Raw genomic sequence first — 26,010 nt, 5'->3', positions numbered from 1 at the left:
ATATTTTTGAATGAAAAATCACATCTATGAGCAACTACATCCATGGCTATATTCCTGAAGAGCAAGATCGTCTCCTCGATCAGGCAGGGGTTTTGGGACCGATGATTTATCCATGGGTTGACTTTAGCGATAAGCACCACGTGTTGGAGGTAGGCTCAGGTGTAGGAGCTCAAAGTCAAGTGCTGCTGTCTCTTTACCCCCAGATCGACTTGACTTGTGTGGAGATCGAGGAGAAGCAGATTGAAAAAGCGAAATCCAACCTGTCCGCATTTTGGGATAGAAATATTCAATATATAAACCAAGATGCTTCGAAAATGAATCTGGAGAGAAAAGCTGACGGAGCGTTTATCTGTTGGGTACTTGAGCATTTGAGTGAGCCTTCATTGATGTTGGAGCAGGTTTTTGACAATATGGAGTCCACTGGAACCATCTTTGTCACTGAAGTTTTCAATTCCAGTTTTCAGTTCATTCCGAAGCTTCCTGGTCTCAGCGACTACTATAAAGCATACAATAATTTTCAGGAAGAACTAGGAGGTAATCCGGATGTCGGATTGATTCTTGGCAATCTACTGCAGAAAGCAGGATTTAAAGACATCGAACTGAGAAGAAGTGGCTTTCATTTGGATCAGACCAATCCCGAAGAATTGAAGAAAATAGCGATCTACTGGAAAGGACTAATGAAAAGCGGTGCTGAAGCAATGCTTAAAAATGGAAAAGTAAGTATCGAAACTGTTCGACAAATGGAAATCGATCTAGATCAGATAGCCGAGCATCCCGAAGGAGTTCTTTTTTACCAATTTGTCCAAGCTAAAGCCAACAAACCATGATGAGATTCTTCAAGCGTGTAGGTAGATTTATCCTCAAAGCATGCATCTGGTTTTTTGCCCTGTCGATAGGCTTGGTCATAATATATCGCTTTGTCCCAGTACCTATCACTCCCCTGATGGTGGTACGCTTGGTCGAGCAGGCTGCCTCAGAAGATAGAAATATGAAGCTCAGCAAGGATTGGGTTCCTATGGAAGAAATATCCAAGCAGGCACCACAAGCGGTGTATGCCTCGGAGGATCAAAAATTTCTGGAACATCATGGTTTTGATATTGAAGCTATGAAAAAAGCCTGGGAAGGGAATCAGCAAGGGAAACGAATCAAGGGAGCAAGTACGATCACCCAGCAAACTGTCAAAAATGTCTTCCTATGGCAGGGGAGAAATTATCTCCGCAAAGGCTTGGAAGCCTATTTTACTGTGTTGGTAGAGTTACTTTGGTCCAAAGAGCGGATCATGGAAGTCTATCTTAATGTGATCGAAATGGGAGATGGAATCTATGGTATCGAAGCGGCGTCACAAGAATTTTACAATAAGCCTGCATCCAACCTGACCAAATCAGAGGCCGCACTGATCGCGGCTGTACTGCCCAATCCACTCCGCTGGTCGCCGACGCGTCCTACCGGATATAATCGACAAAGGCAGACATGGATCATGCGCCAAATGAGCAATCTCAAGCCCTTAGACTGGGGAAAATAATTGGATTAATTCTATTTGAATTGACTTATTCCTGTCATCTTGATTTGAAGGATGATTCTCCTCCGCTGGCTTTGGAAGAACATTAAAAAGATTCCAAATAAAATTCGCTTCACTCCAGATACTTTGGCATGTTCAGCTTGTTACCAAATGATTAATTCAGTTTACCTGAAAGTTAAAAAACACGCAATACATTGATTTTTGGAGGATTAAAAAAAGCAAGAATTTTTTATCCACATTTTCATTAATTTATCCACATTGGCAAAACAAGTAAACATATACATCTATAATTCAGATAATTACACTGTTTCCGTCAAGCTATGATTTGTGGATAATCGTAGATAACTTTCAACTTTTTCTAAAAAAATGTCTTCAAAAAGTGGATAATTTCAAAATCCAAATTTTCTTTCTTTTCCGCTTTAATCGTGCTTTTGCCGGATCAATCTTTTACGGTAAGAATTGAAAATCCGAGACTTAGACACAAAGCCCAAATAGCGCCCATTCTCAACTACTGGCAGATTCCAAGCACCAGACTTTTCAAACTTCTCCATAGCTTTTTGCATATTTTCATCAGAGAATAGGATTTCTGGAGGACTATGCATCAAGGAACGGATCTGAGTAGTTTCCTGCTTTTCCTGATCAAACATAATATCCCGAATATCATCCAAGGTGATAATCCCCCGTAATGACTTATTTTCATCTACCACAGGGAAAATATTTCTCTTAGAGATTTTGACCAGCTTGATTAGATCTTTCAGCTTGGAGTCCGGATGAATTGGCAAAAGATCCCGCTCGATCACATGAGAGATATTGATCAGATCCAGTAGCTCTTGATCTTTGGTCTCAGGCAGCTGTCGCCCTTTTTCTTTCAGCTGCATCATGTACAAGCTATCTTTTTGATAGTAGGTTTTGGTAGTGAATGAGATTGCCGATACAAACATCAGCGGCACAAATAACTCATAGCCTCCCGTAATCTCCGCTATTAAGAATATCGCCGAAAGAGGAGAGTGCTGTACCCCTGCCATCACACCGCACATGGCTACCAAGGTGAAATGCGCCAAAGGAAGTGGAATATGAAAACCGAGCATATTTTTCGAATAGGCGAAAAGAAATCCTACGATCCCTCCCACATAGAGTGAGGGTGCAAAGATTCCTCCTGCACCTCCAGCTCCCAGCGTCAAAGCAGAAGCGATAGGCTTGATCAAGATAATCAGCGCTAGAAAAACCAAAATCAAATAGGGGTTTTCAATGGCTGAAAAAAATGGGCTTTTCTCCAATAACTGACTAGAGTCACCTTCAATCAGGAGATTCAACGTATCATATCCTTCCCCATAGATAGGCGGAAAGAAGAAAAGCATAAAACCCAACAAGGCTCCCCCGTATAAAATCCGAATAGTTTGACTTTCCAGCCCTTCCATGATTTTTTCGGTATTCATCACAGCCTTGCTGAAATAGATAGACACTACGCCACAAAAAATCCCGAGTAGTAAATAATAAGGCATGTGGGCGGCTCTGAAATTATCTACCAGGTTGAAATTGAAAACCGAATCATCACCTATCAACACCATAGATGTCAGAGAGCCCAAAGCAGAGGCTATTAATAATGGAATAAAGCTGGCAGTACTGATTTCCAACAGGATTACTTCAATCGCAAAAATCACCCCCCCAATAGGAGCTCCGAAAATAGCTGAGATGGCTCCAGCAGCACCGCAGCCAATCAACAGGGTTCTCTTTTTAGAATTGAGATGGACCAAAAGTCCCATATTGGAACCGATCGCCGAACCAGTCACAAGCATGGGAGCTTCCAATCCCACCGAGCCCCCAAAGCCCACCGTCAATGCTGAAGTAAACACACGGCTGTAGGTCTTGACACGGGGGATAATACTTTGCTTTTTGGAGATGGTGAAAAGAATATCTGGAATCCCGTGACCTCCTACATCCTTGAACACAAACTTACCTATCAAATAAGCCGCTGATATCCCAATTATGGGATAGATGATATACATGAAATTGGCATATTCCACATAAAAACCCTCAGTCAAAAGCTTTTGGATGGCGTGGACACCTTGTTTGAGGATCACAGCTGCCAGCCCTGACAATATCCCGATAATACCACTGAGAATCAGTATAAAGTTCTGATTACTCATGTGTCTCAGGCGCCAGATCAGTAGCTTGGTTATAAGGTCGTTCTTTGCCAAATCGCTGTTGTTCTCAATAAACTACAAAGTAAGTATCCTCTATTACAAAGGGAAAATAATCTGCTACTCTTTTAGCAGTGCCTCATCCAACTGAATCACACAAGCAAGGATCAAATTGGCTGCGTCAATGAAAAAACCAGGCTCTACCTGCTGAAATTCATCACTTGGCTGGTGATAGTCCGGATGATCTTCTACTCCAAAATAAACATGAGTGATTCCTTTGTCATAGAAAGCCCCATGGTCCGAGCTTTTTGTCCAATCATCACTTCCTGTACCTGGCAGGTCATGGCCAAACTTCAATTGGGGACTTTTGCCAACGGCAGCAGCTTCCAATATTTGCTTGAGCTGAGGATGATGATGTGTCCCAGAAGCATAAATTTCTCCATTTTCATTGCGGGAAATCATGTCCATATTGATATTGATGGCAATCATATCCAGTTCAAAGGGGAAATCTGCGACCAAAGCTTTGGCTCCCTGCAATCCCATTTCTTCTCCATCTAGTGCTGCGAAAAGAATGCTATGTTTTGGTGGGTTTTTGGAAAAATACTCTGCAAACTCAATCAAAGCAGCCGTACCAGAAGCATTGTCATCAGTCCCATTATAGATAGAGTCACCTTCCGCATTGGGCCTACCTACTCCGACATGATCATAGTGGGCAGTGATGACGATGACTTTTTTGGAATCTGTACCAGGGACAAAACCCAAAACATTCTTCCCTTCGAGAGTTTTGCCTTCTCTACGACTTTGAAATCTAAATTCCTGGATAAAATCAGGGTATTGGGTATTCAACTTGGAATTTTTAAACTGCTCAACAATATAATTGCGCGCAACTTCACTCTCTGGAGTACCGGTCTTTCTCCCCCTCAATTCATCTGAGGAAAGGTACTCAAGATGACTTAGAAGATTCTTGTCCCTGACTGACTGAGAAAAAACAGGTTGCAGGGCAAAAAGAGCCAATAGAAGGGTGAGAAGTTTAGGCCTAAAGTACATGAGCTGATGAAAATTTCGTTATTTAAAGCTTGAATTTACTAAGTAAGCTTCTTTCGCACGTTTCATTTATGAAATATTTAATTTTTCTGTCCCTTTGGCTGACATCATTGACTGGATTTGCCCAAGGCTCTTTACCTACAAGCTTTTTTGATGGGAAATCAATTGTGTTGGTATCTGCCGATCCTGCAGCTCGTCCCGTCATGGACTGGAAATTAGTGGCTGATTCAGTGCACCAAGCACTCGTCGCAGCTGGAGGAGATCCTGTCGCTTACTACGAGCTGGAGCAAGTGGCACTATCTGAGGAAGTTCAAGACAGCTATGCCAAAATTTTTGCGCAGCGCATGGTTCGAAACATCATTTTCGTCACTCGCCAGAAAAATGGTGCGGGAATCCACATCGGCGAATTTTCGGGGGATGCCAGATTGATACAGTCTACTTCGCTTTATGGTATCCAAGGCGGAACTCTCGAAGAAGCCGCTAGTCAATTTGCCGCTCTGGGTACCAATTCACGCTCTCAAAATTTACTGGTTTTGGATGTCGCTGAGTTTCCTCCTGCCCCGGGGAGCGAAAGTAGCCAGCAAGCCTCAGCCAGCCGATTTCTTCCTCGAAACCCACTTAACTTGGAAGTGTTCAAACTTGGCGTTCCTCTGGAAGGCTCAAGCGCTGAATCGGGAATGATCAGTCATTTTCGCTATGATCTCTATGGCAAGTCTACTGAAGCAATCCTAGCAGAACAACAAGCTCAAAAAAGTCAAATCGAATCAATTTTGGATCAATATTATCCTCATGATGTAGAGTGGCTCACAGAGGCCCGATCAGAACAGGAATTGATCAGAGACCGCGTGCAATTCCTTCTTGTCAAAGTAGAAGGTAGGGAAGCCGATCTTAAGAAAAGTATGGGACTCGAGTCTGATCCTAGTACCGAAACTCAAACTGTCGTCAAATATTATATTAAACTTTTGGTGAGAGACGAACTGTACATCGGTCCAGAATGGGATGCCGATGTCAACTGGCAAACAGCTCTTCGAAATTTCCTATCCAACCTAAAAAAGTAAACCTCCCCGAAGGGAGGTTTGGTCGCTAAATAAATTTAGGGGTGACTATAGCAACTTTTACTTTTTTCCGATTAGGAGATGCATTTTTTTAGATTCAAACTAAATCTTATCCAAAAAAGACACATTTTTTTTATTATCCAATACTTTCAAAAAATTTTTCAAGCAAGTTGAAGAAAATTCAAACTCATATTGGAATTATCCTATTTGATAGTGCTCTTTGTTCAAAAAAGGAATCAAAGCAAGCAGAACTGCCTGTTCATAATACCCTCTTCTCTCCAGCTTCCCTTTTGTCAATATTCCTACTGATCCTCCACCTTGTTTGGAGTTGGTCTGAGAATAGAACACATCATCTGCATGTCCCAGTTCCATTCCGGATTTGACCAGCTCTCTTACCTGCTGAGGAATATAAAAAGTCGCAGTCTTAGCTTGACCAGATAGCCCGTCCTTTCCTACTACATAGACCCAGGCAAAGGCAAACATCCCTTCTTCATCCTCATCTAGGCCACCTTCAATACCAACCCAATATTCAGCTTCCGGAAAAGTCTTCTGAGCATTCAGAGCACGGTTTTTGGCACCTAAAAGGGTCTCCTTATCTCCCATAGGTTGATCCGGCACGCCAGAGGCTGCGGTGATTCCATTGATATGAAATGATCTGGAAAAAGCCAGAGTGAAGGCATCTTCGGTACTATTGATTTTGACAGGATTTTTGCTTCCTACGACTATGAGGGATTTTTCAGTCGCAGTAAAATTTTGTCGCTTTTTGAAATTCATAAATAAAAAAAAGAGCCTAAGCAGGGATGCTTAGGCCATATTGGTGTAAACATTATTGACATCGTCATCCTCTTCCATACGCTCGACCATCTTGTTGATGACTTCTTCTTGCTCTTCGGTCAGCTCTGTCAGGGTAGTAGGAAATCTCTGAAAATCAGCAGAAATCACTTCTATCCCTTTCTCTTCTAGAGCTTTTTGCATGGTGCCAAAGTCTTCAAACTCCGTATAAACGAAAATTTCGCCTTCATTTTCATCGATATCTGTCAATCCAAAATCGATCAACTCCAGCTCCATCTCTTCCAAGTCATATTCATCCTTGGTGAATCGAAATACGGCTTTGTGGTCAAACATAAAGCTCACAGATCCCGAAGTACCCAAGGATCCTCCCGCTTTGGTGAAATAAGACCGAACATTGGCTACAGTACGGTTGATATTATCAGTAGATGTCTCGACGATGACTGCGATCCCATTGGGTCCGTAGCCTTCATAGACGATTTCTTCGTAGTTTTTTTCATCCTTATTAGAAGCTCTTTTGATTGCAGCTTCTATTCGGTCTTTGGGCATCTGAGCACCCTTGGCATTCTGGATGATTGTTCTCAGTTTGGCATTGCTGGTAGGATCCGGTCCTCCGGCTTTCACTGCCATTACGATCTCTTTACCTAGTTTGGTAAAGACTTTGGACATCTTGTCCCATCTTTTGAATTTTCTTTCCTTTCTGAATTCAAATGCTCTTCCCATGGATGTACTCGATTTAGGGCTGTAAAAATAAGAAATCTTTTGACAATAGGCAGGACTCTTTATGAGAACGGCCCGTAGCTTTTCCTCAAATTGTCACCCCTTTTAGATTGATTTTCGTAAGCTAAAGGAAATAAAAATTCCTTTTTGAACCACAAGCCCACCTCCCTCTGTTTTTCAGTCAACCTAGGGACCAACTAATTTGCCATGCAAGAAGCAGCCAACAACCCCATTCCAAACATTCCCAGTTCTCCACTTCCCAAAGTAGTCATTATAGGTGCGGGCTTTGGAGGACTTAAGCTTGCAAGAGAGCTTAACAAAAAGCCATTTCAAGTCATTCTTCTGGACAAAAACAACTACCATCAGTTTCAGCCGCTTTTTTACCAAGTGGCCACTGCCGGCTTGGAACCCAGTGCAATCAGCTTTCCTCTCAGGAAGATTTTTCATCATTCCAACAATGTGATTTTCAGAATGGCGGAGGTCAAAGGAATAGACCAGTCTGCAAAGAGAATTCAGACGGATGTCGGGTACTTGGATTTTGACCATCTCGTATTGGCGATGGGAGCTGACACCAATTATTTCGGTGCAAAAAACATTGAAACTTTCGCCTCCCCGATGAAAACAGTCTCAGAGGCCCTCTATATCCGTAATAAAATCATCCATAATTACGAAAAAGCAATCAACATCGCACAATCCGAAAATCGCCGTGCCCTGATGAATGTAGTCATCGTAGGGGGAGGTCCTACCGGAGTGGAGCTCGCAGGCGCAATGGCAGAATTGCGAAACAATGTCCTGCCCAAAGATTATCCAGAGCTCAGCTTCAAAAACATGAAGGTGGTGCTGATTGAAGCCGGTCCTTCGGTCTTGGCAGCCATGTCAGACGTGGCCAAATCGAGTTCATTAGAATACCTCCAAGATTTGGGGGTGGAAGTGCTTCTGGACACCAAAGTAAAAGACTATGATGGCAAAAAAGTCTATTTGGAAGATAAGGAACCCATAGAAACGGAAACTCTCCTGTGGGCTGCAGGTATCAAACCGAATAAAATCGCAGGTTTGCAGGAAGAATACTATGCTCGAAACGGAAGAATCTACGTAGACGAATACTCTGAAATCCGAGGGGCAAAAAACATCTATGCTTTGGGAGATATCAGCTTGATGCAGGACGAAGCATACCCCAAAGGACATCCTCAGGTGGCGCAGGTAGCTCTGCAGCAAGCAGACAATCTTGCCAAAAACCTGATAAGAAGCACGAAAGACAAACAAAAGAAAGCCTTCCACTACAAAGACCTGGGATCAATGGCGACTGTCGGAAGAAAACTCGCAGTAGTTGATCTTCCATTTATCAAGTTTCAGGGTTTATTTGCTTGGTTGACTTGGCTGTTTGTCCACCTGATGGCCATACTAGGTGTCAAAAACAAACTATTCATCTTCATGGACTGGTCTTGGAATTACCTCAGTTTTGACCCGAGTCTGCGGCTTTTGATCAAACCAAAATATGTGAGGGAATCGGAGCGACATGAGCTGATCGAAGAAAAATGAATTAAGCTTCCTTAACATTCCATGGTTAAACTCTCCAAACAAAATCAGGTCTAAAGAGCATAACCAAAACAAAATTGAAATGAAAAAATGGATGTTAACTACCGCCTTGTTGGTTTTTGTGGAATTGGGAGCTTTTGCTCAAGGACCTAGATCCAAAGATCGTCCAGATCCAGAGACCAGAGCCAAAATGATGACGGACAGAATGGCCGAACAACTTGGCCTCAACGAAGATCAAAAGGCTAAAATTCTCGCTATAAACCTGGAGTACGCCAAAAAAAGAGAGGCTGAAATGGAGGAGCGAAAAGCGGAGCAAGAAGCTCGCAAAGCACAGATGGAAGCAATGAAGGCAGAAATGAAAGAGCAAGACTCCAAGATTTCAGATGTACTCACCGAGGAGCAAAAAGCCAAATGGACAGAGATCAAAGACAACAGCAGAGATCGAAGACGACCAGGTGGAGAAGTCCACGACAGGGAGGAGTTTAGAAAACGAAGAGGCAACAACTAATCAACTACTAAAGATCCATCCAATAAGGGTGGATCTTTTCTTTTTGGACTACTTCGCTTTCAAAGTCAAAAAATCTAGTGAAATTTGAACTTCTTCCCTGATTTTCAGATTATCGAGTTTTAAAGCAGTAGCAGGTGATAGCCAATCGTCATAGCCTTCATAAACCATTTATCCATATCCTCAGTCTGGCATGGCTGCTGGGATTGGTGGCTATTTTCACGATATCACCCGTTCATAAAAGTTCTCTGGTCCACACAGATCAGCAGGATCTGGTAAAAGAAATCAGCCTTCCTGGGTTGGAATTTCGATCTCAGAATGCAGCCAGCAAAGTCCCTCCCTTCAAAATCGATTGGAGCCTGTTTGGAAGATTAAATCCTGACCTTGCTGGGCCATTCTTATCCATCCCCCAATCGACCTTATCCAAGCCCCATTGGGCTGAGCCAAAGGCTCTGTTGGATTTGTTCAAGTTTTTTATCCAGTTTTTTTATACCTGGTAGGTGAACCCAACCTCCGCGAGCATCAGCTCGACTGAGTATTTTATTCACCTAAATTTCCATTAAAATGACAACAATTGATCCCGTGACGCTCGTCATGGCTGCAATCGTATTGGGCGCATTTGCCCTACCTTTTATTTTATTTTCTATCAAAAACAAAAAGAAAAAATCTCAACTGCTTCGAGACTTTCAGACACTTTCAAAAACTGAAAGCCCTTGGGACATTCAGGACATGTGGAGAAATCAATACATGATCGCATTGAGTACGGGCACCAAAACCTTTCACTATTACAAAGCTGGTGACAATTCACTCTTTCATTCCTTTTTCCTCGGAGATGTGAGAGATGTACAGGTCAAAACCAAGAGCAGGGAACTCAGCACCAAAGAAGGAAAACATACCGTCATCGATGAAATCGGACTATCGGTATCCTTTCCAGATCAGCCTTCAGTCTATTTGGAGTTTTTCAATCAAGAGGATTTTACCGACTTAGTCGGGGAATCAGTATTGGCTGAAAAGTGGGGGCAACTTCTCAAAAATCAAATCTGCTGATAAATAAAAAGGACAGTCATCATGCAGCTGTCCTTTTACTCCTAAATGAGAAAACCATCTGCCGAAGCAGATGGCTTTCCGTTTATCGCAGGTCTTTCAACTAAACAGGGATACTATTGGATTTTGGTGAGAAAAACTCACTCAACACCCGCGATATGCTCCTCTACCTGATAGTAGGACTCATCTTTTTGAGGCAAAGATGAAGAGCCCATCAGGTACTCGTCCACTTTGACGGCGGCTTCACGCCCCTCTGAGATCGCCCATACGACCAGTGATTGCCCTCTTCGCATATCTCCTGCTAGAAATACTTTAGAATTTGTGCTTTGATAATTTTTGGATTTTGGAAGACTGTTTTCGAATGTATCTACTCCAAATGCATCCAACAATCCATTTTGCGCTGGACCTAGATAGCCAATAGCTAGAAAAGCCAAATCACATGGCACCACACGCTCAGTACCTGAGACTTCCTCAAACCCCATGCGACCTCCTTGATCTTTCCATTCGATATCCACTAGTTTCAGACCAGTCACTTCTCCAGCTTCATTGCCGATAAACTCCTTAGTCAACACCGAAAACACTCTCTCCGCCCCTTCTTCATGGGAACTGGAAGTTTTCAGAGTCATCGGCCACTCAGGCCAAGGGTTCAGTGTGGCTCTCTGCTGAGGAGGCTTTGGCAAAAGCTCCAATTGGGTAATAGATGTAGCTCCATGTCGATTGGAAGTACCGATACAGTCACTTCCTGTATCTCCACCACCGATCACGATTACATTTTTACCCTCAGCCGAAATCGGATTCTCAGCGATTTCTCCACCAACCACTTGATTCTGCTTGCCAAGGAATTCCATCGCAAAATGAACTCCTTTCAAATCAGCTCCTTTGATCGGCAATCCTCGTGGCTGCTGAGCACCAGTAGCGATCACGACAGCGTCAAAATTTTTGAGAATGTTTTCTGCTTTGATATTGAAGCCTACATCGGTGCCACAAGTGAATATGACTCCCTCTTGCTTCATCAAATCCACTCTACGATCGATGACCCACTTCTCCAACTTGAAGTCTGGGATTCCATAGCGTAGCAATCCTCCAGGTTTTGCATCCTTCTCAAATACAGTCACCTCGTGTCCTGCACGATTGAGCTGATCTGCTGCAGCCAATCCTGAAGGTCCAGAACCGATCACAGCGACAGACTTATTGGTTCGGTGCTTAGGCGGATCTGGCTGGATCAGGCCTAGCTCGTAAGCTTTTTCAGCAATATTTTTTTCGATCAATTCGATCGCTACAGGATCTTTATTGATCCCCAAAACACAACTGGCTTCACAAGGAGCCGGACAGATCCTTCCGGTAAACTCAGGGAAATTATTGGTACTGCGTAGTATCTGGATAGCCTGTCCCCATTCTTTTTGGTAGACAGCATCATTGAATTCAGGAATAACATTGCCCAAAGGACAACCATTGTGACAAAATGGAACTCCGCAATCCATGCATCTAGCTGCCTGATTGTTTAGTTTTTCTTCAGAAAAAGGCTCATATATTTCCTTGTAGTCACCTATCCTTTGCTTAGGATCGCGGCTGCTTGGGGTTTCTCTATTGAATTGGATAAATCCTTCTTTCGCTCCCATCTTACACCAATGATTTAGATTGTTCTAATGCTCTTTTTTTCAATACTGCCTTGTAGTCTCTCGGAATAACTTTGATAAATCGCTGTTTAGATTTATCCCAATCTTCCAAAAACTGCTGGCCAAGGGTACTTTCGGTTAGCTTCACGTGACGCTTGAGGTAAGACTTGATCGTCCCATAATCTTCCTCGGTCAGCGGATCTACGTCTACCAGCTCTGGATTGATCTCGGTGATGTAATCGTGAAGAATGTAGGCAATTCCGCCACTCATACCTGCGGCAAAGTTTCTGCCGATCTCTCCAAGATTGATGACCATTCCTCCGGTCATGTATTCGCATCCATGATCGCCTATGCCTTCCACTACGGTTTTGACACCTGAGTTTCTCACACAGAACCTCTCACCACCTTTCCCATTGATATAGGCTTCTCCAGACGTGGCGCCATAGAAGGCGACGTTTCCGATGATGATATTTTCCTCTGGTTTGAATCTCGCATTTCGGCTAGGATATACTACCAATCTACCTCCAGAAAGTCCTTTTCCAAAGTAGTCATTCGCTTCACCTTCCAGCTCAAAGCTCACTCCCTTGGTAATAAAACCACCAAAGGTCTGGCCTGCTGACCCGTTGAATTTAAACTGGATCGTCTCATCCGGAAGTCCTACACTTCCATAGATTTTGGATACTTCATTGGAAAGCATCGCGCCAACCGAACGATCTGTGTTTTTGATTTCAAAATTGCCAGTGACGGCTATCGCTTGCTCTAGAGCAGGCAGTGCTGCTTTGATTAGTTTCCTATCTAATACCGCCTTCAAATCCCAATCTTGATCGATCTGCTTGTGGATTCCCACATGGTCAGGTACTTCGACACGGTGGAAAATCGGAGAAAGATCTACTTTATCCCATTTCCAGTGGTTGAGATGCCCGGTAGACTGCAATACATGACTCTGTCCCACCATCTCATCGATGGTGCGGAACCCTAAGGAAGCCATGATCTCTCTCAAATCCTGTACAAGGAAGTTGAAATAATTTACCACATGGTCTGGATCGCCAGTGAATAACTTTCGAAGTTCTGGATTTTGAGTCGCAATCCCGACAGGGCAGGTATTCAAGTGACACTTCCGCATCATGATACAGCCTTCTACGACCAAGGCTGCAGTAGAAATCCCCCATTCTTCAGCGCCCAATAAGGTCGCAATGGCAAGATCTCTTCCGGTACGCAGCTGGCCATCTGTCTGGACGACTACTCTGCTTCTCAGGTTATTTTTGACCAAGGTCTGATGAGCTTCTGACAATCCCAGCTCCCAAGGCAAGCCTGCGTGGCGAATGGATGAAAGGGGAGATGCTCCCGTACCTCCATCTGCACCTGAGATCAGAATGACGTCAGCCATCGCCTTGGCCACCCCGGCAGCTACTGTACCTACTCCAGCCTGAGATACCAATTTGACATTGATTCTGGCTTTTCGGTTGGCATTCTTAAGATCATAGATAAGCTGAGCCAAATCCTCAATAGAATAAATATCGTGGTGAGGAGGTGGAGAGATCAAGCCCACTCCAGGAGTGGAGTGCCGTACTCTACCGATCCAATCATCTACTTTATGTCCCGGTAGCTGTCCGCCTTCTCCAGGTTTTGCCCCTTGGGCCATTTTGATCTGAAGCTCCTCCGCATTGCTGAGGTAATTACTGGTGACGCCGAATCTACCCGAGGCGACCTGCTTGATGGCAGAGCGCTCCCAGTCTCCATTTTCCTTTTTCTGAAATCTGATTTCATCTTCCCCTCCTTCACCGGAGTTACTTTTGGCACCGATGCGGTTCATCGCAATCGCAAGAGTAGTATGTGCTTCGAAGGAGATCGAACCAAATGACATCGCCCCGGTGGCAAAACGCTTGATGATGGTCTCAGCCGGTTCTACTTCGTCTATAGGAACAGAAATTCTCTTTTTAAACTCAAACAAGCCTCTCAAAGTCAACGCATCCTTGGCTTGCTCATTGATTTTGTCTGCAAACCTTTTGTACAGCCCGTAATCGTTGAGCTTGGTGGACTTCTGAAGCAAATGGATAGTCTCTGGATTGAAAAGGTGTTTTTCACCTCTTCTTTTCCACTGATACACTCCACCGGTTTCCAAAATGGGGCTCTCAGTTGAGTAAGCAGCTCTATGACGGATGAGAACTTCCTCGGCCAATTCATCAAAAGAAACACCTGAAATTCTGGAGATCGTCCCTTTGAAACATCTATCTATCACCTCTGGTCCCAATCCTATAGCTTCAAAAATCTGGGCACTTTGATAAGACTGCAAAGTCGAAATACCCATTTTAGAGAGTACTTTCAGCAAGCCTTTTCCGATTGCCTTTTGATAGTTTGAGAAAAGAGTTTTTTGATCTTTTACTTCTGGCAATAGTCCCTTCTGCCAAATATCAAGCAAAGACTCCAATGCCAAATACGGGTTGATAGCAGAAGCACCATAGCCAATCGCAGTGGCAAAGTGATGAGTTTCTCTAATATCCCCAGACTCCAAGACCAAACCTGCCTTGGTTCTGATTTTCTTCTTCACCAAGTGATGATGCACGGCTCCTATAGCCAATAGAGATGGAATCGGAGCATACTCTTCACTACTGTTACGATCGGATATGATCAGAATATTTTTACGCTCCGCAATGGCATTTTCTGCATCCTGACATAGCTGATCTAATGCCTCCAGCAAGCTGCCTGGCTGATGATCTGCTTTGAAATGAGCGTAGAGTTTCTTGGCCCTGTAGCCCTGGCCCTCCATATTTTGGATTTTCTCCAAAGATTCATTGAGGAGTACTGGCTGAGAGATATGTATCTGGCGTGTATGCTGAGGACTTTCTTCCAAAATATTGTGGCCTTCTCCCAATCGGGTGAAAAGCGACATGACCATTCTCTCCCGAATTGGGTCGATTGGCGGATTACTTACCTGCGCAAATAGTTGCTTGAAATAATTGGAGATATGCTGGCTCTGCTTGGAAAGTACTGCCAGAGGCGTATCTGCACCCATTGAGCCTATTGCCTCATAGGCTGTCCCTCCCATTGGAGAAAGCACGACCTTGATCTCCTCAGAAGTATAACCAAACACGGTCTGGCATTTTTTAATATTCTCCGTAGAATACGGATGTGTCAATACCTCTGGATCTGGCTCTAACCTCAGCTTGATCCGTTGGTCATTGACCCACTGCTCATAAGGCTGTTTCTTACAGATTTCACCTTTGACTTCCTCGTCAAACAGCACGCGCCCTTTCTCCAGATCAGCCCAAAGCATACGTCCCGGACTGATTCTTCCTTTTTCTAGGATGGTCGCTTCGCGAATAGGCAAAGCTCCAGCCTCAGACGACATGACCAAGCGCTGGTCTTTTGTGATAAAATATCGAAGTGGTCTCAGTCCATTTCTATCGAGAGTAGCCCCTACGGACTTTCCGTCCGTGAATAGCAAAGCAGCCGGTCCATCCCATGGCTCTACCAAGGAAGCGTGAAACTTATAGAAAGCTTTTCTGTCCCGATCCATCACCTCATTATCCTGCCAAGCTTCTGGCACCAGCATCATCATGGCATGGGGAAGAGATCTTCCACTCAAAGACAATAGCTCCGCCATCGCATCCAAATTGGCCGAATCCGAGTTTTGCTTATTTGTGATGGGCATCAGTTTTTCCAATTCCTCTTCTGTGAAATACTTAGATTTCATCAGCGTCTCCTTGGACTTCATCTTGTTCAGATTGCCTCGAATAGTATTGATCTCACCATTGTGAGCTAAGCATCTGAATGGCTGAGCCAATCTCCAGTTGGGGAATGTATTGGTAGAGAACCTGGAATGCACGATGGCAAAAGCAGATTCAATGTTGCTATTCTGAAGGTCTTTATAAAAAGGCAATACCTGATCGGTCCGTAATTGACCTTTGTAGATCAGTGTCAAGCTACTAAAGGAAGCAAAATAAAATGACTGATTGACCCCAGGTACTTTGGTATTGATCTCTGAGGTAGCATAGTTTCTTAAAACATATAACTTCCTCTCCAATTCGATTCCAGTCAGGCCTTTCTTATGCTTGACAAATAGCTGCTCGATATTGGGCATCACTTCCAGAGCACTGGATCCCGGTACAGTTTCATCTACTGGTACAGGTCTATACCCGATCAGTTCAAAATCCAACTCCTCGATGATCTGATTGAGCAATTCCTTCGACTTACGAAAAAGCTGTTTGTTTTTTGGGAAAAATGTCATCCCAACTCCATAGTAGCCTTTTTCAGGCAATGAAATTTCTGTCCTTGCGGTGATAGATTTCAAAAACTCGTGAGGAACCTGTATCAGCACACCTGCACCATCGCCTGACTTGGGATCAGACCCGCGTCCTCCTCTATGCTCCATATTGCTCAGCATATATAAGGCGTCACTGATAGTCTCATGTGAGGGTGAGGCTGTCAAGTCCACCACTGCGCCTATGCCACAGGAGTCGTGCTCAAACTCCGAGCGGTACAATCCTTCTTGCATATATTTATTCTAGTTAAATAGGTTCAAAATTTCCAAAAATTACGCAAAAATTTCCTTTCATTAAAATATAGGCAACAAACCGAAGGTTTTGGTGATATTTTTTAGATGAAAAAGCCTTTTATTGATTATTTATTAAAAAGTAAGAGGTTTCAAAATTTACAGTATTCTGCCAAAAAAGATTCCTTTTTGATAAAACATGGTTAAAAAACTATTCAATTCATCAAAATTGGACGCATAGATTTGAAATCTTGGGTTGAAAAAAAAATTTTCAAAAATTTTTGAAATTTTTTTCTGAAATCCAAGACAAGATAGTCCTATCTCAGACCAAGACTAGACATACCTCAGAATAAAATTCTGAAAAAAGATTCAAACTAAAAATTAATCCGTAAAACTCTGAGTACCATCCTTTTCCCCAGAGATCAGTTTTACTTTGACTTTCTTGATTTTACGGGCATCTACGGCCAGTATCGTAAACTCAAAATCCTCAAATAGGATCTTGGTGCCATTTTTAGGCAGCTTGGAGTTGATCTCGAGGAGCAATCCTCCCAATGATTCACTTTCACCTTTCACTTCCTCAAACATCTGCGTATCCAGCTCCAGCTTTTTGCAAAAGTCATTCAGGGACACTTTCCCTTCGAAAATAAACGTATGAGAGTCGATTTCTTGGAAGAAAACATCGTCAGTATCATCGAATTCATCATTGATTTCGCCGATTATCTCCTCAATCAAATCCTCCAAAGTCACCAAACCTGATGTCCCTCCGTACTCGTCCACGACGATCGCCATGTGCACACGCTTCTGCTGAAAGTCCTTCAGCAGGGAGTCCACTTTTTTGTTTTCTGGCACAAAAAAACTTTTTCGGATCAACTCCTTCCATGCAAAATTCTCATCTCGGTCTATGAAAGGCAAAAGGTCTTTGATATAAAGAATCCCCTCAATATTGTCGATCGTTTCATCATACACTGGGATTCTTGAGTAGCCGCTCTTATTGATGCGATCCATCAGCTCATGAAAATCCATCTCTGTGTCTACAGCTGTAATGTCCATTCGACTTCGCATCACCTGCTTGACAGTAAGTGTACCAAAATTGACAATCCCCTTGAGAATGTCTCGCTCATCGTCAGGAGCATCCTCCGTGGTGATCTCCAAAGCCTGATTGAGTTCATCTACAGAAAGAGAATAAGCCTTCTTTTCGATGCGTCTCTCGATCAGATCCCCAATGAACATCAGCAGAATCGAAAAGGGCTTCAGGATAGTTGAGAAGAAGTTGATCGTAGGGGCCATGATCATACTAAACTCCACCTTGGCCTTATTTGCGTAGACTTTAGGCACAATTTCACCAAAGAAAACAATTGCAAAGGTCACACCGATCGTCTGAACCAGGATAATCACGATACCTGTGGCATTCATCCCAAAAATCGTCCAAGACACAAAGGTCGTCAATGTCACGATCGCAATATTGATCAGATTGTTCAATATCAAAATCGTGCTAAGAAGTCTTTTGGGACTTTGCAGCAGTCGGATGACAGATTGACTATTCTTGGTATCGCTATCTGAAATTTCGTTGAGATCTTCGTTGGTCAGAGAGAAAAAAGCGACTTCAGACCCGGAGACCAATGCCGAGCCGAGTAGTAAGAGTAGAAAAAATAGCCCGTTCAAAAACAGGTAGCCCGTAGAGGGCTGATTGATTTGAGCAAGTAAATACCAACTCGGGTAAGGGTCGTCCATGAACTAAACGAGATGTTTGATGCAAAAATAAAAAAATCCCCTGAAAATCAACCTCAGGGGAATCGAATCAGAATGGCAAATCATCATCATCTGCACTGCTCGGACTCAAATCTGGAGCTGGCGCTTGACTGGTCGCTGCAGGAGCGGCACTTGGACGTGACTGCTGATAATTATTTCCTCCACCTTCTTGGCCTGGGTTATCCTGTCTGCTACCCAGCATTGTGAAGCTCAGCACACGGATTTTAGTTCTTTTTCGGTTTTGTCCTTGCTCATCTTGCCACGTATCGGATTTGATTTTGCCCTCGACATAGATCTGATTTCCTTTCTTTAGGTACTGCTCGGCGATTTTGGCCTGACCTCCCCATAGCTCTAGATCATGCCATTCGGTCTGATCTACTCTATTTCCATTCCTATCCTTATAAGATTCCGTGGTAGCCAGTCGCAGATTTGCCACTACATTATCTCCTTCCAAATATTTCACTTCCGGATCTGCTCCGAGGTTTCCGAGTAGGATTACCTTATTGACTCCTGCCATTGTATTAGATTTTTCAATTTTCGATAGATGAAGTTAGTCAAAAGCCATGATCGTTCAAAAAGTTTACAATCAACTTTGGCTTGGCCAAATAGTCAATCCGGTCTTCTGCTACTAATTGATAGTTTCTTTTGTCGGCCCATTCCTGAAGATCAGACAAATTTTCTTCGGCTATCTCCATTTCTGAGAAAACAGCATTCAGTTTCTGATGCGACAAAATGTGTCTGTATTTTTTAGGATATTCCACGCGTTCACTAGCGACTATTGGAAGATCGAGCTCTTGGCTTGGCTCCTTTTTGGAAGCTTCTATTTGGGGAAAATCAAACAGTCCTTCCCAGATATCTCCCGCTTTTCTTTTCTTCCAAACCCAGTGCTCCCCACACCTTATAATATAATAGTGAAAATTGCGCTCCTTTATCTTGATTTTATTGATCTTGACAGGTAGGCTTTTTACCAAGTCTTTTTGAAAAGCAAAACAACTCTCCTGAAGTGGGCAGCTACTGCAGTCGGGATTGAGCGGCAGGCACTGTCTCGAGCCAAAATCCATAATTGCCTGGTTATATTCTCCGGGTTGATCTGCAGGGATCAGCCTATCTGCCAAAGATTCAAATTCTTTTTTACCACGCCCACTCGCGATATCAGTATCTATCCCAAAGTATCTTGCCAAAACCCGAAACACATTTCCATCTACCACCGCTTTGGCTTCTCCAAAAGCAAAACTGGCAATTGCAGAAGCTGTATAGCTCCCCACTCCTTTGAGAGTAAGTAGCCCTTGGTAGGTATTTGGGAATTCACCATTCCTCTCAAACCAAATATGCTTGGCACAGGCATGTAGATTTCTGGCTCTGGAATAATAACCCAAACCCTGCCACATCCGGAGCACTTCATCTTCTGGAGCAATAGCCAGATCTGCCACCCGTGGATAGGCCTTCACAAATTTTTCATAATAGGGTAATCCCTGAGCGATTCTGGTCTGCTGCAGGATGATCTCTGATAGCCAAATTTTGTACGGATCATCGATTCCTCGCCATGGAAGTTCCCTTGGATTTTGGGAGTACCAGCGTAATATTTCGAATGAAAATGTTTGATTATCAGAATGTTTAATACTCATGTGAGGTAAAATTCTTTCCTGTAAATGTGGTGAATTTTTGTTGAATTGTTTTTTAATTGCGCTGCTTCTTGTACATTTGCAGTCCCAAAAACACTTGGTTAATAGGTTGTTAAGCTTATTTCAAAAATTCTAAATTAAAATCACAGTGACAAAAGCAGAAGTAATCACCAAGATTTCGGACAAGACCGGAATCCAGAAGGATGATGTGACACAGACCATCGAGGCTTTCTTCAAAGTAGTAAAAGACTCAATGTCTGAGGGAGAAAACATTTATGTAAGAGGTTTTGGTAGCTTTATCAACAAGAAGAGAGCGAAAAAAATCGCAAGAAACATCTCAAAGAATACCGCTATCGTAATCGATGAGCACTACATTCCGGCTTTCAAGCCATCCAAAGTGTTTGTTGAGAAAATCAAAAACAGCAAAAAAATCAAAGAATTGGCTCCTCAGGACTAATCCACAGGGAACCTTGATATGAAAAAATCACAGCTCTTTCTCATTCTGATCGGAGTATTGGCTATCGCAGGGCTTTATGCCTTGCCCAAAGTAGTCGTGGACAATGAAAATGAGGGACAGGTAGCCGAAGCAGCCTCCACCACTTCTGATTCACCCAATGCCGATTCGCCCGCGATGCATGAGACGGAGCTTTCACCTGAAAAAGAAGCCAATCTCCAGCAGCTGAAATCCCGATCAAATGCTGGATCGGAAACCTACGCCGCTGACATGGAGCAACTGGCTGAACTCTATCAGGAAAAAGGGAAATACGATAGTGCTGCTTATTATTTAGCTTTGGCAGCAGATCAAACCGGTGAAGTAAGCGATGCCGAAAAAGCCGGGAATGCTTATTACGAAGCATTTACATTTGCGCTGGACCCTGAAAAGGTAAGCTATACTGCCGATCAGACCCGAAACTATCTTAATCAGGTGCTGGATAACGATCCCACCCGGACAGATTTGAAATCGAAAATAGCCATGACTTATGTCTCCTCATCCAATCCTATGCAAGGGATCACGATGCTGAGAGAGATATTGGAAGACGATCCACAAAACGAAGACGCGCTCTTCAACATGGGAATCCTATCCATGCAGTCTGGTCAGTACAAAAGAGCCGTTGAGCGATTTGAAGAGTTGGCCAATTACCATCCAGACAATCTTCAGGGGCAATTTTATCTGGCAGTGAGCTATTTCGAAGCCAATCAGAAAAATAAAGCCAAGGCCCAGTTTGAGAAAGTGAAGGAAATCACCCAAGATCCCATGATTTTGGAGAGTGTCCAGACCTATCTTGACAGGCTATAAATATTTGTAACACTTTAAATAATAAGACTATGCCTTGCGGTAAAAAAAGAAAAAGACATAAGATCTCTACGCACAAGCGTAAGAAAAGACTTAGAAAAAACAGACATAAGAAGAAGTAATACACTTCTTCTTATACCCGTTTTTTGACAAAACAACACGTTCATTTACATAGTATAAGACGAGATTTTGAGTACGGAATTGTTAATTGATTCTGCTCAAAACGGGAGTCGTATAGCCCTACTTCAAGATAAGAGCCTGGTGGAGTTGCACTCCGAAGGGATGGACAATCAGTTTAAAGTTGGGGATATTTACCTAGGTACAGTGCGGAAAATCGTCAATGGGCTGAATGCAGCCTTCATTGACGTGGGCTACGAAAAGGATGCCTTTCTGCACTACCAGGACCTGGGTCCGAATATCAACAGCCTGATCAAGTTCACCAAAATGGTGCGCAATAACAACTATGGCAATTATAACCTGAAAGGCTTCGAGAATGTACCTGAAATAGAGAAGATCGGAAAAATCTCCAATATTCTCTCCAAAAACAACCAAGTGCTGGTTCAGGTCGTCAAAGAACCTATCTCTACCAAAGGGCCACGACTATCCTGTGAGCTCTCTCTTCCTGGTCGCTACCTCGTATTGGTGCCATTTTCGGATTCGGTCAACGTCTCCAAAAAAATCCGCAGCAGTGACGAGCGCAAAAGACTCTTGAGACTCATCAACTCCATCAAGCCTGCCAATTTCGGTGTGATTATACGCACCGTGGCCGAAGGTCAGTCTGTCACCGAACTGGACAAAGACCTGAGAAACCTTCTCACCAACTGGGAAGAAGGCATGAAGAAGTTGCTGAAAGCCAAAAGTCGCGACAAGATAATAGGAGAGATGAGTATGGCTTCCTCACTTGTGAGAGACCTACTCAATGAATCCTTCGATGCAATCACCGTAGAAGAAGAATCAACCTACGATCAGATCAGATCCTACATCAGGTCCATCGCACCTGAAAAAGAAAAAATTGTCAAGCTTTACAATGGTAAAGCCAAACTCTTCGAGAGTTTTGGAATCGAAAAGCAGATCAAAAGCCTTTTTGGACAGGCGGTTAGTCTCCCTCAGGGAGGATATCTGATCATCGAGCATACCGAAGCCCTACACGTCATCGATGTGAATAGTGGCAATAAGTCCAATCAGGAAAGTGACCAGGAATCAACAGCATTAAAAACAAACCTGGTAGCTGCTAAAGAAATCGGAAGACAGCTCCGCCTCCGCGATATGGGAGGCATCATCGTAGTCGATTTTATCGACATGAAAAGAGCCGAAAACAAAAAGGCTATCTACGAAGCGATGAAAAACGAGCTCAAGTCTGACAGATCGAAACACACTGTTTTGCCGCTGAGTAAATTTGGACTCATGCAAATCACCAGACAACGTGTCCGTCCGGAGGTCAATATCGTGACGAAGGAAACCTGCCCGGCATGTAACGGCACCGGCAAAATCCAGGCTTCGATCCTGGTAGCCGACAAACTGGAAAAAGATCTGGACCACATGGCCACGATTCAAAACGTGGATAAAATCCAGATCGGGCTGCATCCCTACCTGCACGCATATTTCACCACTGGCGTACTAAGTCGCCGAGTGAAATGGTTTTTCAAATATTACAAGTGGATAAAACTGATCAAAGATTCTTCCCTACCGGTGACGGAATACAGATTCCTAGATGAATCTGGCGAGGAAATAGAACTAAAAATAAAAAGCGAGACTGAGTAAGTCTCGCTTTTTTTTTGCCCTCGTAGGAAGGTTTCACTTCTTAATAAACTCAAAATGGGACCAATTCTCGAGCAGCCTCACCTTGGAAGTCCCCGTAAAAGGATTCTTGATCACAATGAGTTTTTCTACTCTCAGTCGATGTCTGCCAGGCTGCAGACCATCCAGAGCAAAAGTAGACTGGTACACCTTCTGACCCGAAGGAGAAAGCCTGTACTTACCCCAATCCTCTATCGCCACCAAAGAATCATCAAGATAGATCCGATGCAGGTCCGCCGTCTCATCCAATGTCTGCCAGGACAGCGTATCCAGACTGACCGGATAGTTTTCCCGCAAGTCTTCCATGATCTTCCGATCACCTTCGTAGCGGGCCAGGCCTATTCGGATATTTTCCGAGTCTTCTTCTTCCTTGGCCAAAAAAGCTCTTGGGAACCGTTTTTCGGGATCATGATGATCTTCAAAATACAAATGCTTGGCAGGCCATTCGATTTCCTTTTCTAGCATATTGCTCTCATTGAGAAACATGGTAAAATCTTGAGTATCGGAATAAATAATCGGAACCGAAAAAAGGAAAATGAGCATCATGTAGATAATGGAAAACCACTTTCCCGTGTTGCTTTGGTAAATGGCATTGATCGAGCTGACTAGTGATTTACTGTACCAAATTTTTAATTTGGTTTTTTTCTTGCTCATCATAAGCCCTAGAATCAGTATGACCGTCAGGATGAAAAATAGATATACCTGCGCAAATGTCAATTGTAGCCAGAGATAGACAAAGAGCAAAAAGCAGAGATAGACCGTGGCTCCGAGAAATATAATGACCATCGATACAGGATAGGCAAAGGTACTGGAGCATATTTTTTCAAGTTTCAGCACCATCGCATCTGGCTTTTGATAGTCAAAGCCCTGTGCATTCTTAAAGAGTTTCTCCTGAATCACGCCCTCTGGAAATGCATAACTGAGTCCCAACAATCCCGCCCATAAAAACCTAAGAGAAAGATGAATCACAAAGAATATCTTGAATATGCTGATAATCCCTGTCAGATAAATCAAGATGATGCTTCCGAAAATAAAATCAATGCCTAAATCCTGAATTAAATAGGCCGAAAACTCATAGACTTTGGATGGAAAGGCAAATAAAAATGCTAGAATAATCCCGGAAATAATAACCTCAGGTTCCCAGCTATTTCGCTGCAACTGCTCCAGCCAGCTGAGATCTTCCGACTTTCGAGAGGTATCTGAATTTTGATTCATCCCAAAAAATAAGAATTATCAATCAAAGCCTATCGGTCAAGCCAAGATTTAAATTCCTGAACCTTTTCCCGACTAATTAGAATATCTGAATCCGCACAATTTTTCAACATCACCTTCAGACGGCTATTGGAATAAGTGAAAATTTCCTCCACGGCATCAAAAGAGCAAATGTACTTTCTGTTGAGCCGGAAAAATGCACTGGGGTCCAAGACAGATTCCGTCTGCTCTAAGGTCTGCTCCAGCACGTATTTTTTCCCTTCATCTGTCTGGATAAAAGTAACTCGCTCTTCACTGAAGAAGAACGAAATCTCTGTAGCAGGAATACTTTGGATTTTCTCCCCGTACTTGACCAAAAACCGTGACTTATAGACAGCAGGCTTTGGACTTAGCAGATCTTTGAGCATGGCAATATCCATCCTTGAGTTTAACTGATGGGACTTGTACTTTTCCACAGCTCGAGCCAGATCTACTGGATCTATAGGCTTCAAAAGATAATCAATGGCATTGACCTGAAAGGCACGAATAGCATACTGATCAAATGCTGTGGTGAAAATCACAGGTGCGGAAAGCTGAATCTTTTCAAAGATTTCAAAACTGATCCCATCCGCCAATTGTATGTCACAAAAAAGCAAATCCGGCTGCGGGTGAGTATTCAGCCAGTCTACGGCAGCTTGTATCGTATCCAAATTTCCAAAAATCTCAGCATCTGGAAAAAGTGGCTTCAAAAGCTTGATCAATCTATTTGCCGCAGGGTTTTCATCTTCTACAATCAGGATTCTCATGATTCAATCTTTAGGAGTGGAAGGATAACCAAAAACTCTTGTTTGCTGGCTCTCACCTCAGGCTTCTGATCACTCAACACCAGATAGCGCTGCTCGATGTTTTTCAAGCCTATCCCTGTAGAGCGCTCTTCTATCGTACTTTTAGGTTGGAAATTGTTACTGATCCGCACCTCATTTTGCTTTTGGGTAATCTGGATCATCAGTGGATTGGCTTTACTTGCCACATTGTGTTTGATGGCGTTTTCCAACAATAGTTGAAGAGAAAGAGGTGGCAACCACTGATTGTTTTCTTCCTGAATCGCTATGGAAAACTGAAGACTTTCTTCAAATCTTATTTTCTGCAGATCCAGGTAATTTCGCGCAAAATCTACTTCTCGCTTCAAAGTCACCAGCTCTTCATTTTGTACTTCCAGCACATACCGGTAGATCTTGGAGAGTTTTTGAATGAAAGCAGCAGACCGATCGGCATCTTCATACACCAAATTAGAAAGGGCATTCAAAGAATTGAATAGAAAATGAGGATTCAATTGATTTTTGAGCCCTTGGTATTGCGCTGCAAGCTTTTCTGATTTAAGCTTTTCAGTTTCCAAAGCAGCCAATCTCCATTCTTTGAGCCAAGACCATGTGGTAAAAAGACTCATAAATATGAGAGCAGCCCACATCGGCAATTTGGTATAAGGGATCAGATTGGCCCATGGAATGTCGTCAGCAGGAATCTGTCCGGTCAGGTATGTATAGCAAAATATGATGATATAGGAGGTGACAAACGCATAGGTCATGTAATACAAGACTGTGAGCACAATCCGTTTGATTGGCTGCTCGACCCATGAGATCCTTTGGTCAAAATAGAAGACCACCAAATTGCCACCAAAACTCATCACCGATGAAAAAACAAAGGATAATAGAAAATCAGGCACTAGATCTTTGAGCCCTTCCCAAGTCAACCAACAGGTCGGACACACAAACAAGAGTATCGTACATGCGATGCCAGCTTGCACGGCTACAAACCTAATAATGTTGGTAGAGCTCCAGACTCTGTTAGACTTGAAGGATAACCCAGCTTTGATGAGGTTCAACATGGGATTGAAGA

The 26,010-nt window shown here is 43.3% G+C and carries 22 protein-coding genes; 10 read left to right on the top strand and 12 right to left on the bottom strand.

What is annotated here, in order from left to right; translation table 11 throughout:
- Nucleotides 1–26 precede the first annotated feature (26 nt).
- On the top strand, nucleotides 27–827 hold the full coding sequence (locus G460_RS0115835) for a class I SAM-dependent methyltransferase (RefSeq protein ID WP_026956283.1): 801 nt from the start codon (nucleotides 27–29) through the stop codon (nucleotides 825–827).
- On the top strand, nucleotides 827–1,522 hold the full coding sequence (gene mtgA / locus G460_RS0115830) for a monofunctional biosynthetic peptidoglycan transglycosylase (protein ID WP_026956282.1): 696 nt from the start codon (nucleotides 827–829) through the stop codon (nucleotides 1,520–1,522). The genes G460_RS0115835 and mtgA overlap by 1 nt, the downstream gene beginning before the upstream one ends.
- Before the next feature lie 416 nt (nucleotides 1,523–1,938).
- Here the strand turns inward: mtgA and G460_RS0115825 are convergent, their stop codons facing one another.
- Both G460_RS0115825 and G460_RS0115820 read right to left on the bottom strand, forming a co-directional pair.
- Complete coding sequence (locus tag G460_RS0115825) at nucleotides 1,939–3,666, bottom strand: chloride channel protein (protein WP_245578743.1); 1,728 nt, start codon at nucleotides 3,664–3,666, stop codon at nucleotides 1,939–1,941.
- Between the two features lie 114 nt (nucleotides 3,667–3,780).
- Nucleotides 3,781–4,707 carry a M28 family peptidase gene (locus G460_RS0115820; protein WP_026956280.1) on the bottom strand — a complete coding sequence of 309 codons (927 nt, stop codon included), beginning with the start codon at nucleotides 4,705–4,707 and terminating at the stop codon, nucleotides 3,781–3,783.
- 68 nt (nucleotides 4,708–4,775) lie between these two features.
- Between G460_RS0115820 and G460_RS0115815 the strand changes: the two genes are divergently transcribed.
- Nucleotides 4,776–5,762 carry a hypothetical protein gene (locus G460_RS0115815; RefSeq protein ID WP_026956279.1) on the top strand — a complete coding sequence of 329 codons (987 nt, stop codon included), beginning with the start codon at nucleotides 4,776–4,778 and terminating at the stop codon, nucleotides 5,760–5,762.
- A 195-nt stretch (nucleotides 5,763–5,957) separates the two neighbouring features.
- On the opposite strand, the gene yjjX is transcribed toward G460_RS0115815, so the two are convergent.
- The gene (yjjX, locus tag G460_RS0115810) at nucleotides 5,958–6,533 is read right to left on the bottom strand and encodes an inosine/xanthosine triphosphatase (RefSeq protein WP_026956278.1); all 576 of its coding nucleotides are present in this window, start codon (nucleotides 6,531–6,533) and stop codon (nucleotides 5,958–5,960) included.
- Nucleotides 6,534–6,563: 30 nt separating this feature from the next.
- Complete coding sequence (locus G460_RS0115805) at nucleotides 6,564–7,271, bottom strand: YebC/PmpR family DNA-binding transcriptional regulator (RefSeq protein ID WP_026956277.1); 708 nt, start codon at nucleotides 7,269–7,271, stop codon at nucleotides 6,564–6,566.
- Nucleotides 7,272–7,475: 204 nt separating this feature from the next.
- Here G460_RS0115805 and G460_RS0115800 point away from each other — a divergent pair, with 204 nt between their 5' ends.
- The 4 genes from G460_RS0115800 to G460_RS0115785 all read left to right on the top strand — a co-directional run bounded on the left by G460_RS0115800 (nucleotide 7,476) and on the right by G460_RS0115785 (nucleotide 10,356).
- Nucleotides 7,476–8,807: an NAD(P)/FAD-dependent oxidoreductase gene (locus tag G460_RS0115800; RefSeq protein WP_026956276.1), complete on the top strand. Its 1,332-nt coding sequence runs from the start codon at nucleotides 7,476–7,478 to the stop codon at nucleotides 8,805–8,807.
- A gap of 79 nt (nucleotides 8,808–8,886) precedes the next feature.
- Nucleotides 8,887–9,312 (top strand): Spy/CpxP family protein refolding chaperone, encoded by a 426-nt coding sequence (locus G460_RS0115795; RefSeq protein ID WP_026956275.1) that lies wholly within the window; start codon nucleotides 8,887–8,889, stop codon nucleotides 9,310–9,312.
- Nucleotides 9,313–9,446: 134 nt separating this feature from the next.
- Nucleotides 9,447–9,809 carry a hypothetical protein gene (locus tag G460_RS0115790; protein WP_026956274.1) on the top strand — a complete coding sequence of 121 codons (363 nt, stop codon included), beginning with the start codon at nucleotides 9,447–9,449 and terminating at the stop codon, nucleotides 9,807–9,809.
- A 64-nt stretch (nucleotides 9,810–9,873) separates the two neighbouring features.
- Nucleotides 9,874–10,356 (top strand): hypothetical protein, encoded by a 483-nt coding sequence (locus G460_RS0115785; protein ID WP_026956273.1) that lies wholly within the window; start codon nucleotides 9,874–9,876, stop codon nucleotides 10,354–10,356.
- Between the two features lie 137 nt (nucleotides 10,357–10,493).
- On the opposite strand, the gene G460_RS0115780 is transcribed toward G460_RS0115785, so the two are convergent.
- The 5 genes from G460_RS0115780 to mutY all read right to left on the bottom strand — a co-directional run bounded on the left by G460_RS0115780 (nucleotide 10,494) and on the right by mutY (nucleotide 19,835).
- Nucleotides 10,494–11,972, bottom strand: coding sequence for a glutamate synthase subunit beta (locus G460_RS0115780; RefSeq protein WP_026956272.1), 1,479 nt, complete (start codon nucleotides 11,970–11,972; stop codon nucleotides 10,494–10,496).
- A gap of 1 nt (nucleotide 11,973) precedes the next feature.
- Nucleotides 11,974–16,464, bottom strand: a complete 4,491-nt coding sequence (gltB, locus tag G460_RS0115775; RefSeq protein WP_026956271.1) for a glutamate synthase large subunit — start codon at nucleotides 16,462–16,464, stop codon at nucleotides 11,974–11,976.
- Nucleotides 16,465–16,842: 378 nt separating this feature from the next.
- Nucleotides 16,843–18,192 (bottom strand): gliding motility-associated protein GldE, encoded by a 1,350-nt coding sequence (gldE, locus tag G460_RS0115765; protein WP_026956270.1) that lies wholly within the window; start codon nucleotides 18,190–18,192, stop codon nucleotides 16,843–16,845.
- A gap of 67 nt (nucleotides 18,193–18,259) precedes the next feature.
- Nucleotides 18,260–18,727, bottom strand: a complete 468-nt coding sequence (locus G460_RS0115760) for a single-stranded DNA-binding protein (protein ID WP_026956269.1) — start codon at nucleotides 18,725–18,727, stop codon at nucleotides 18,260–18,262.
- Nucleotides 18,728–18,764: 37 nt separating this feature from the next.
- Nucleotides 18,765–19,835 carry an A/G-specific adenine glycosylase gene (mutY, locus tag G460_RS0115755; RefSeq protein ID WP_026956268.1) on the bottom strand — a complete coding sequence of 357 codons (1,071 nt, stop codon included), beginning with the start codon at nucleotides 19,833–19,835 and terminating at the stop codon, nucleotides 18,765–18,767.
- A gap of 145 nt (nucleotides 19,836–19,980) precedes the next feature.
- Here mutY and G460_RS0115750 point away from each other — a divergent pair, with 145 nt between their 5' ends.
- The 3 genes from G460_RS0115750 (at nucleotide 19,981) to G460_RS0115740 (ending at nucleotide 22,887) form a co-directional block, all read left to right on the top strand.
- Nucleotides 19,981–20,289 carry an HU family DNA-binding protein gene (locus G460_RS0115750; RefSeq protein ID WP_026956267.1) on the top strand — a complete coding sequence of 103 codons (309 nt, stop codon included), beginning with the start codon at nucleotides 19,981–19,983 and terminating at the stop codon, nucleotides 20,287–20,289.
- 18 nt (nucleotides 20,290–20,307) lie between these two features.
- Nucleotides 20,308–21,129 carry a tetratricopeptide repeat protein gene (locus G460_RS0115745; protein ID WP_026956266.1) on the top strand — a complete coding sequence of 274 codons (822 nt, stop codon included), beginning with the start codon at nucleotides 20,308–20,310 and terminating at the stop codon, nucleotides 21,127–21,129.
- A gap of 186 nt (nucleotides 21,130–21,315) precedes the next feature.
- Nucleotides 21,316–22,887 (top strand): Rne/Rng family ribonuclease, encoded by a 1,572-nt coding sequence (locus tag G460_RS0115740; protein ID WP_026956265.1) that lies wholly within the window; start codon nucleotides 21,316–21,318, stop codon nucleotides 22,885–22,887.
- A gap of 33 nt (nucleotides 22,888–22,920) precedes the next feature.
- Here the strand turns inward: G460_RS0115740 and G460_RS0115735 are convergent, their stop codons facing one another.
- The 3 genes from G460_RS0115735 to G460_RS0115725 are packed head-to-tail and all read right to left on the bottom strand — an operon-like array spanning nucleotide 22,921 to nucleotide 25,999.
- Nucleotides 22,921–24,138 carry a hypothetical protein gene (locus tag G460_RS0115735; protein ID WP_026956264.1) on the bottom strand — a complete coding sequence of 406 codons (1,218 nt, stop codon included), beginning with the start codon at nucleotides 24,136–24,138 and terminating at the stop codon, nucleotides 22,921–22,923.
- A 29-nt stretch (nucleotides 24,139–24,167) separates the two neighbouring features.
- On the bottom strand, nucleotides 24,168–24,920 hold the full coding sequence (locus G460_RS0115730; protein ID WP_026956263.1) for a LytR/AlgR family response regulator transcription factor: 753 nt from the start codon (nucleotides 24,918–24,920) through the stop codon (nucleotides 24,168–24,170).
- Nucleotides 24,917–25,999 carry a sensor histidine kinase gene (locus tag G460_RS0115725; protein WP_026956262.1) on the bottom strand — a complete coding sequence of 361 codons (1,083 nt, stop codon included), beginning with the start codon at nucleotides 25,997–25,999 and terminating at the stop codon, nucleotides 24,917–24,919. Before G460_RS0115725 ends, G460_RS0115730 begins: the two co-directional genes overlap by 4 nt.
- Nucleotides 26,000–26,010: the final 11 nt, after the last annotated feature.

It is taken from the genome of Algoriphagus vanfongensis DSM 17529, assembly GCF_000429465.1.
Lineage (GTDB): Bacteria > Bacteroidota > Bacteroidia > Cytophagales > Cyclobacteriaceae > Algoriphagus > Algoriphagus vanfongensis.
This window is presented reverse-complemented; position numbering and strand designations above follow the sequence as displayed.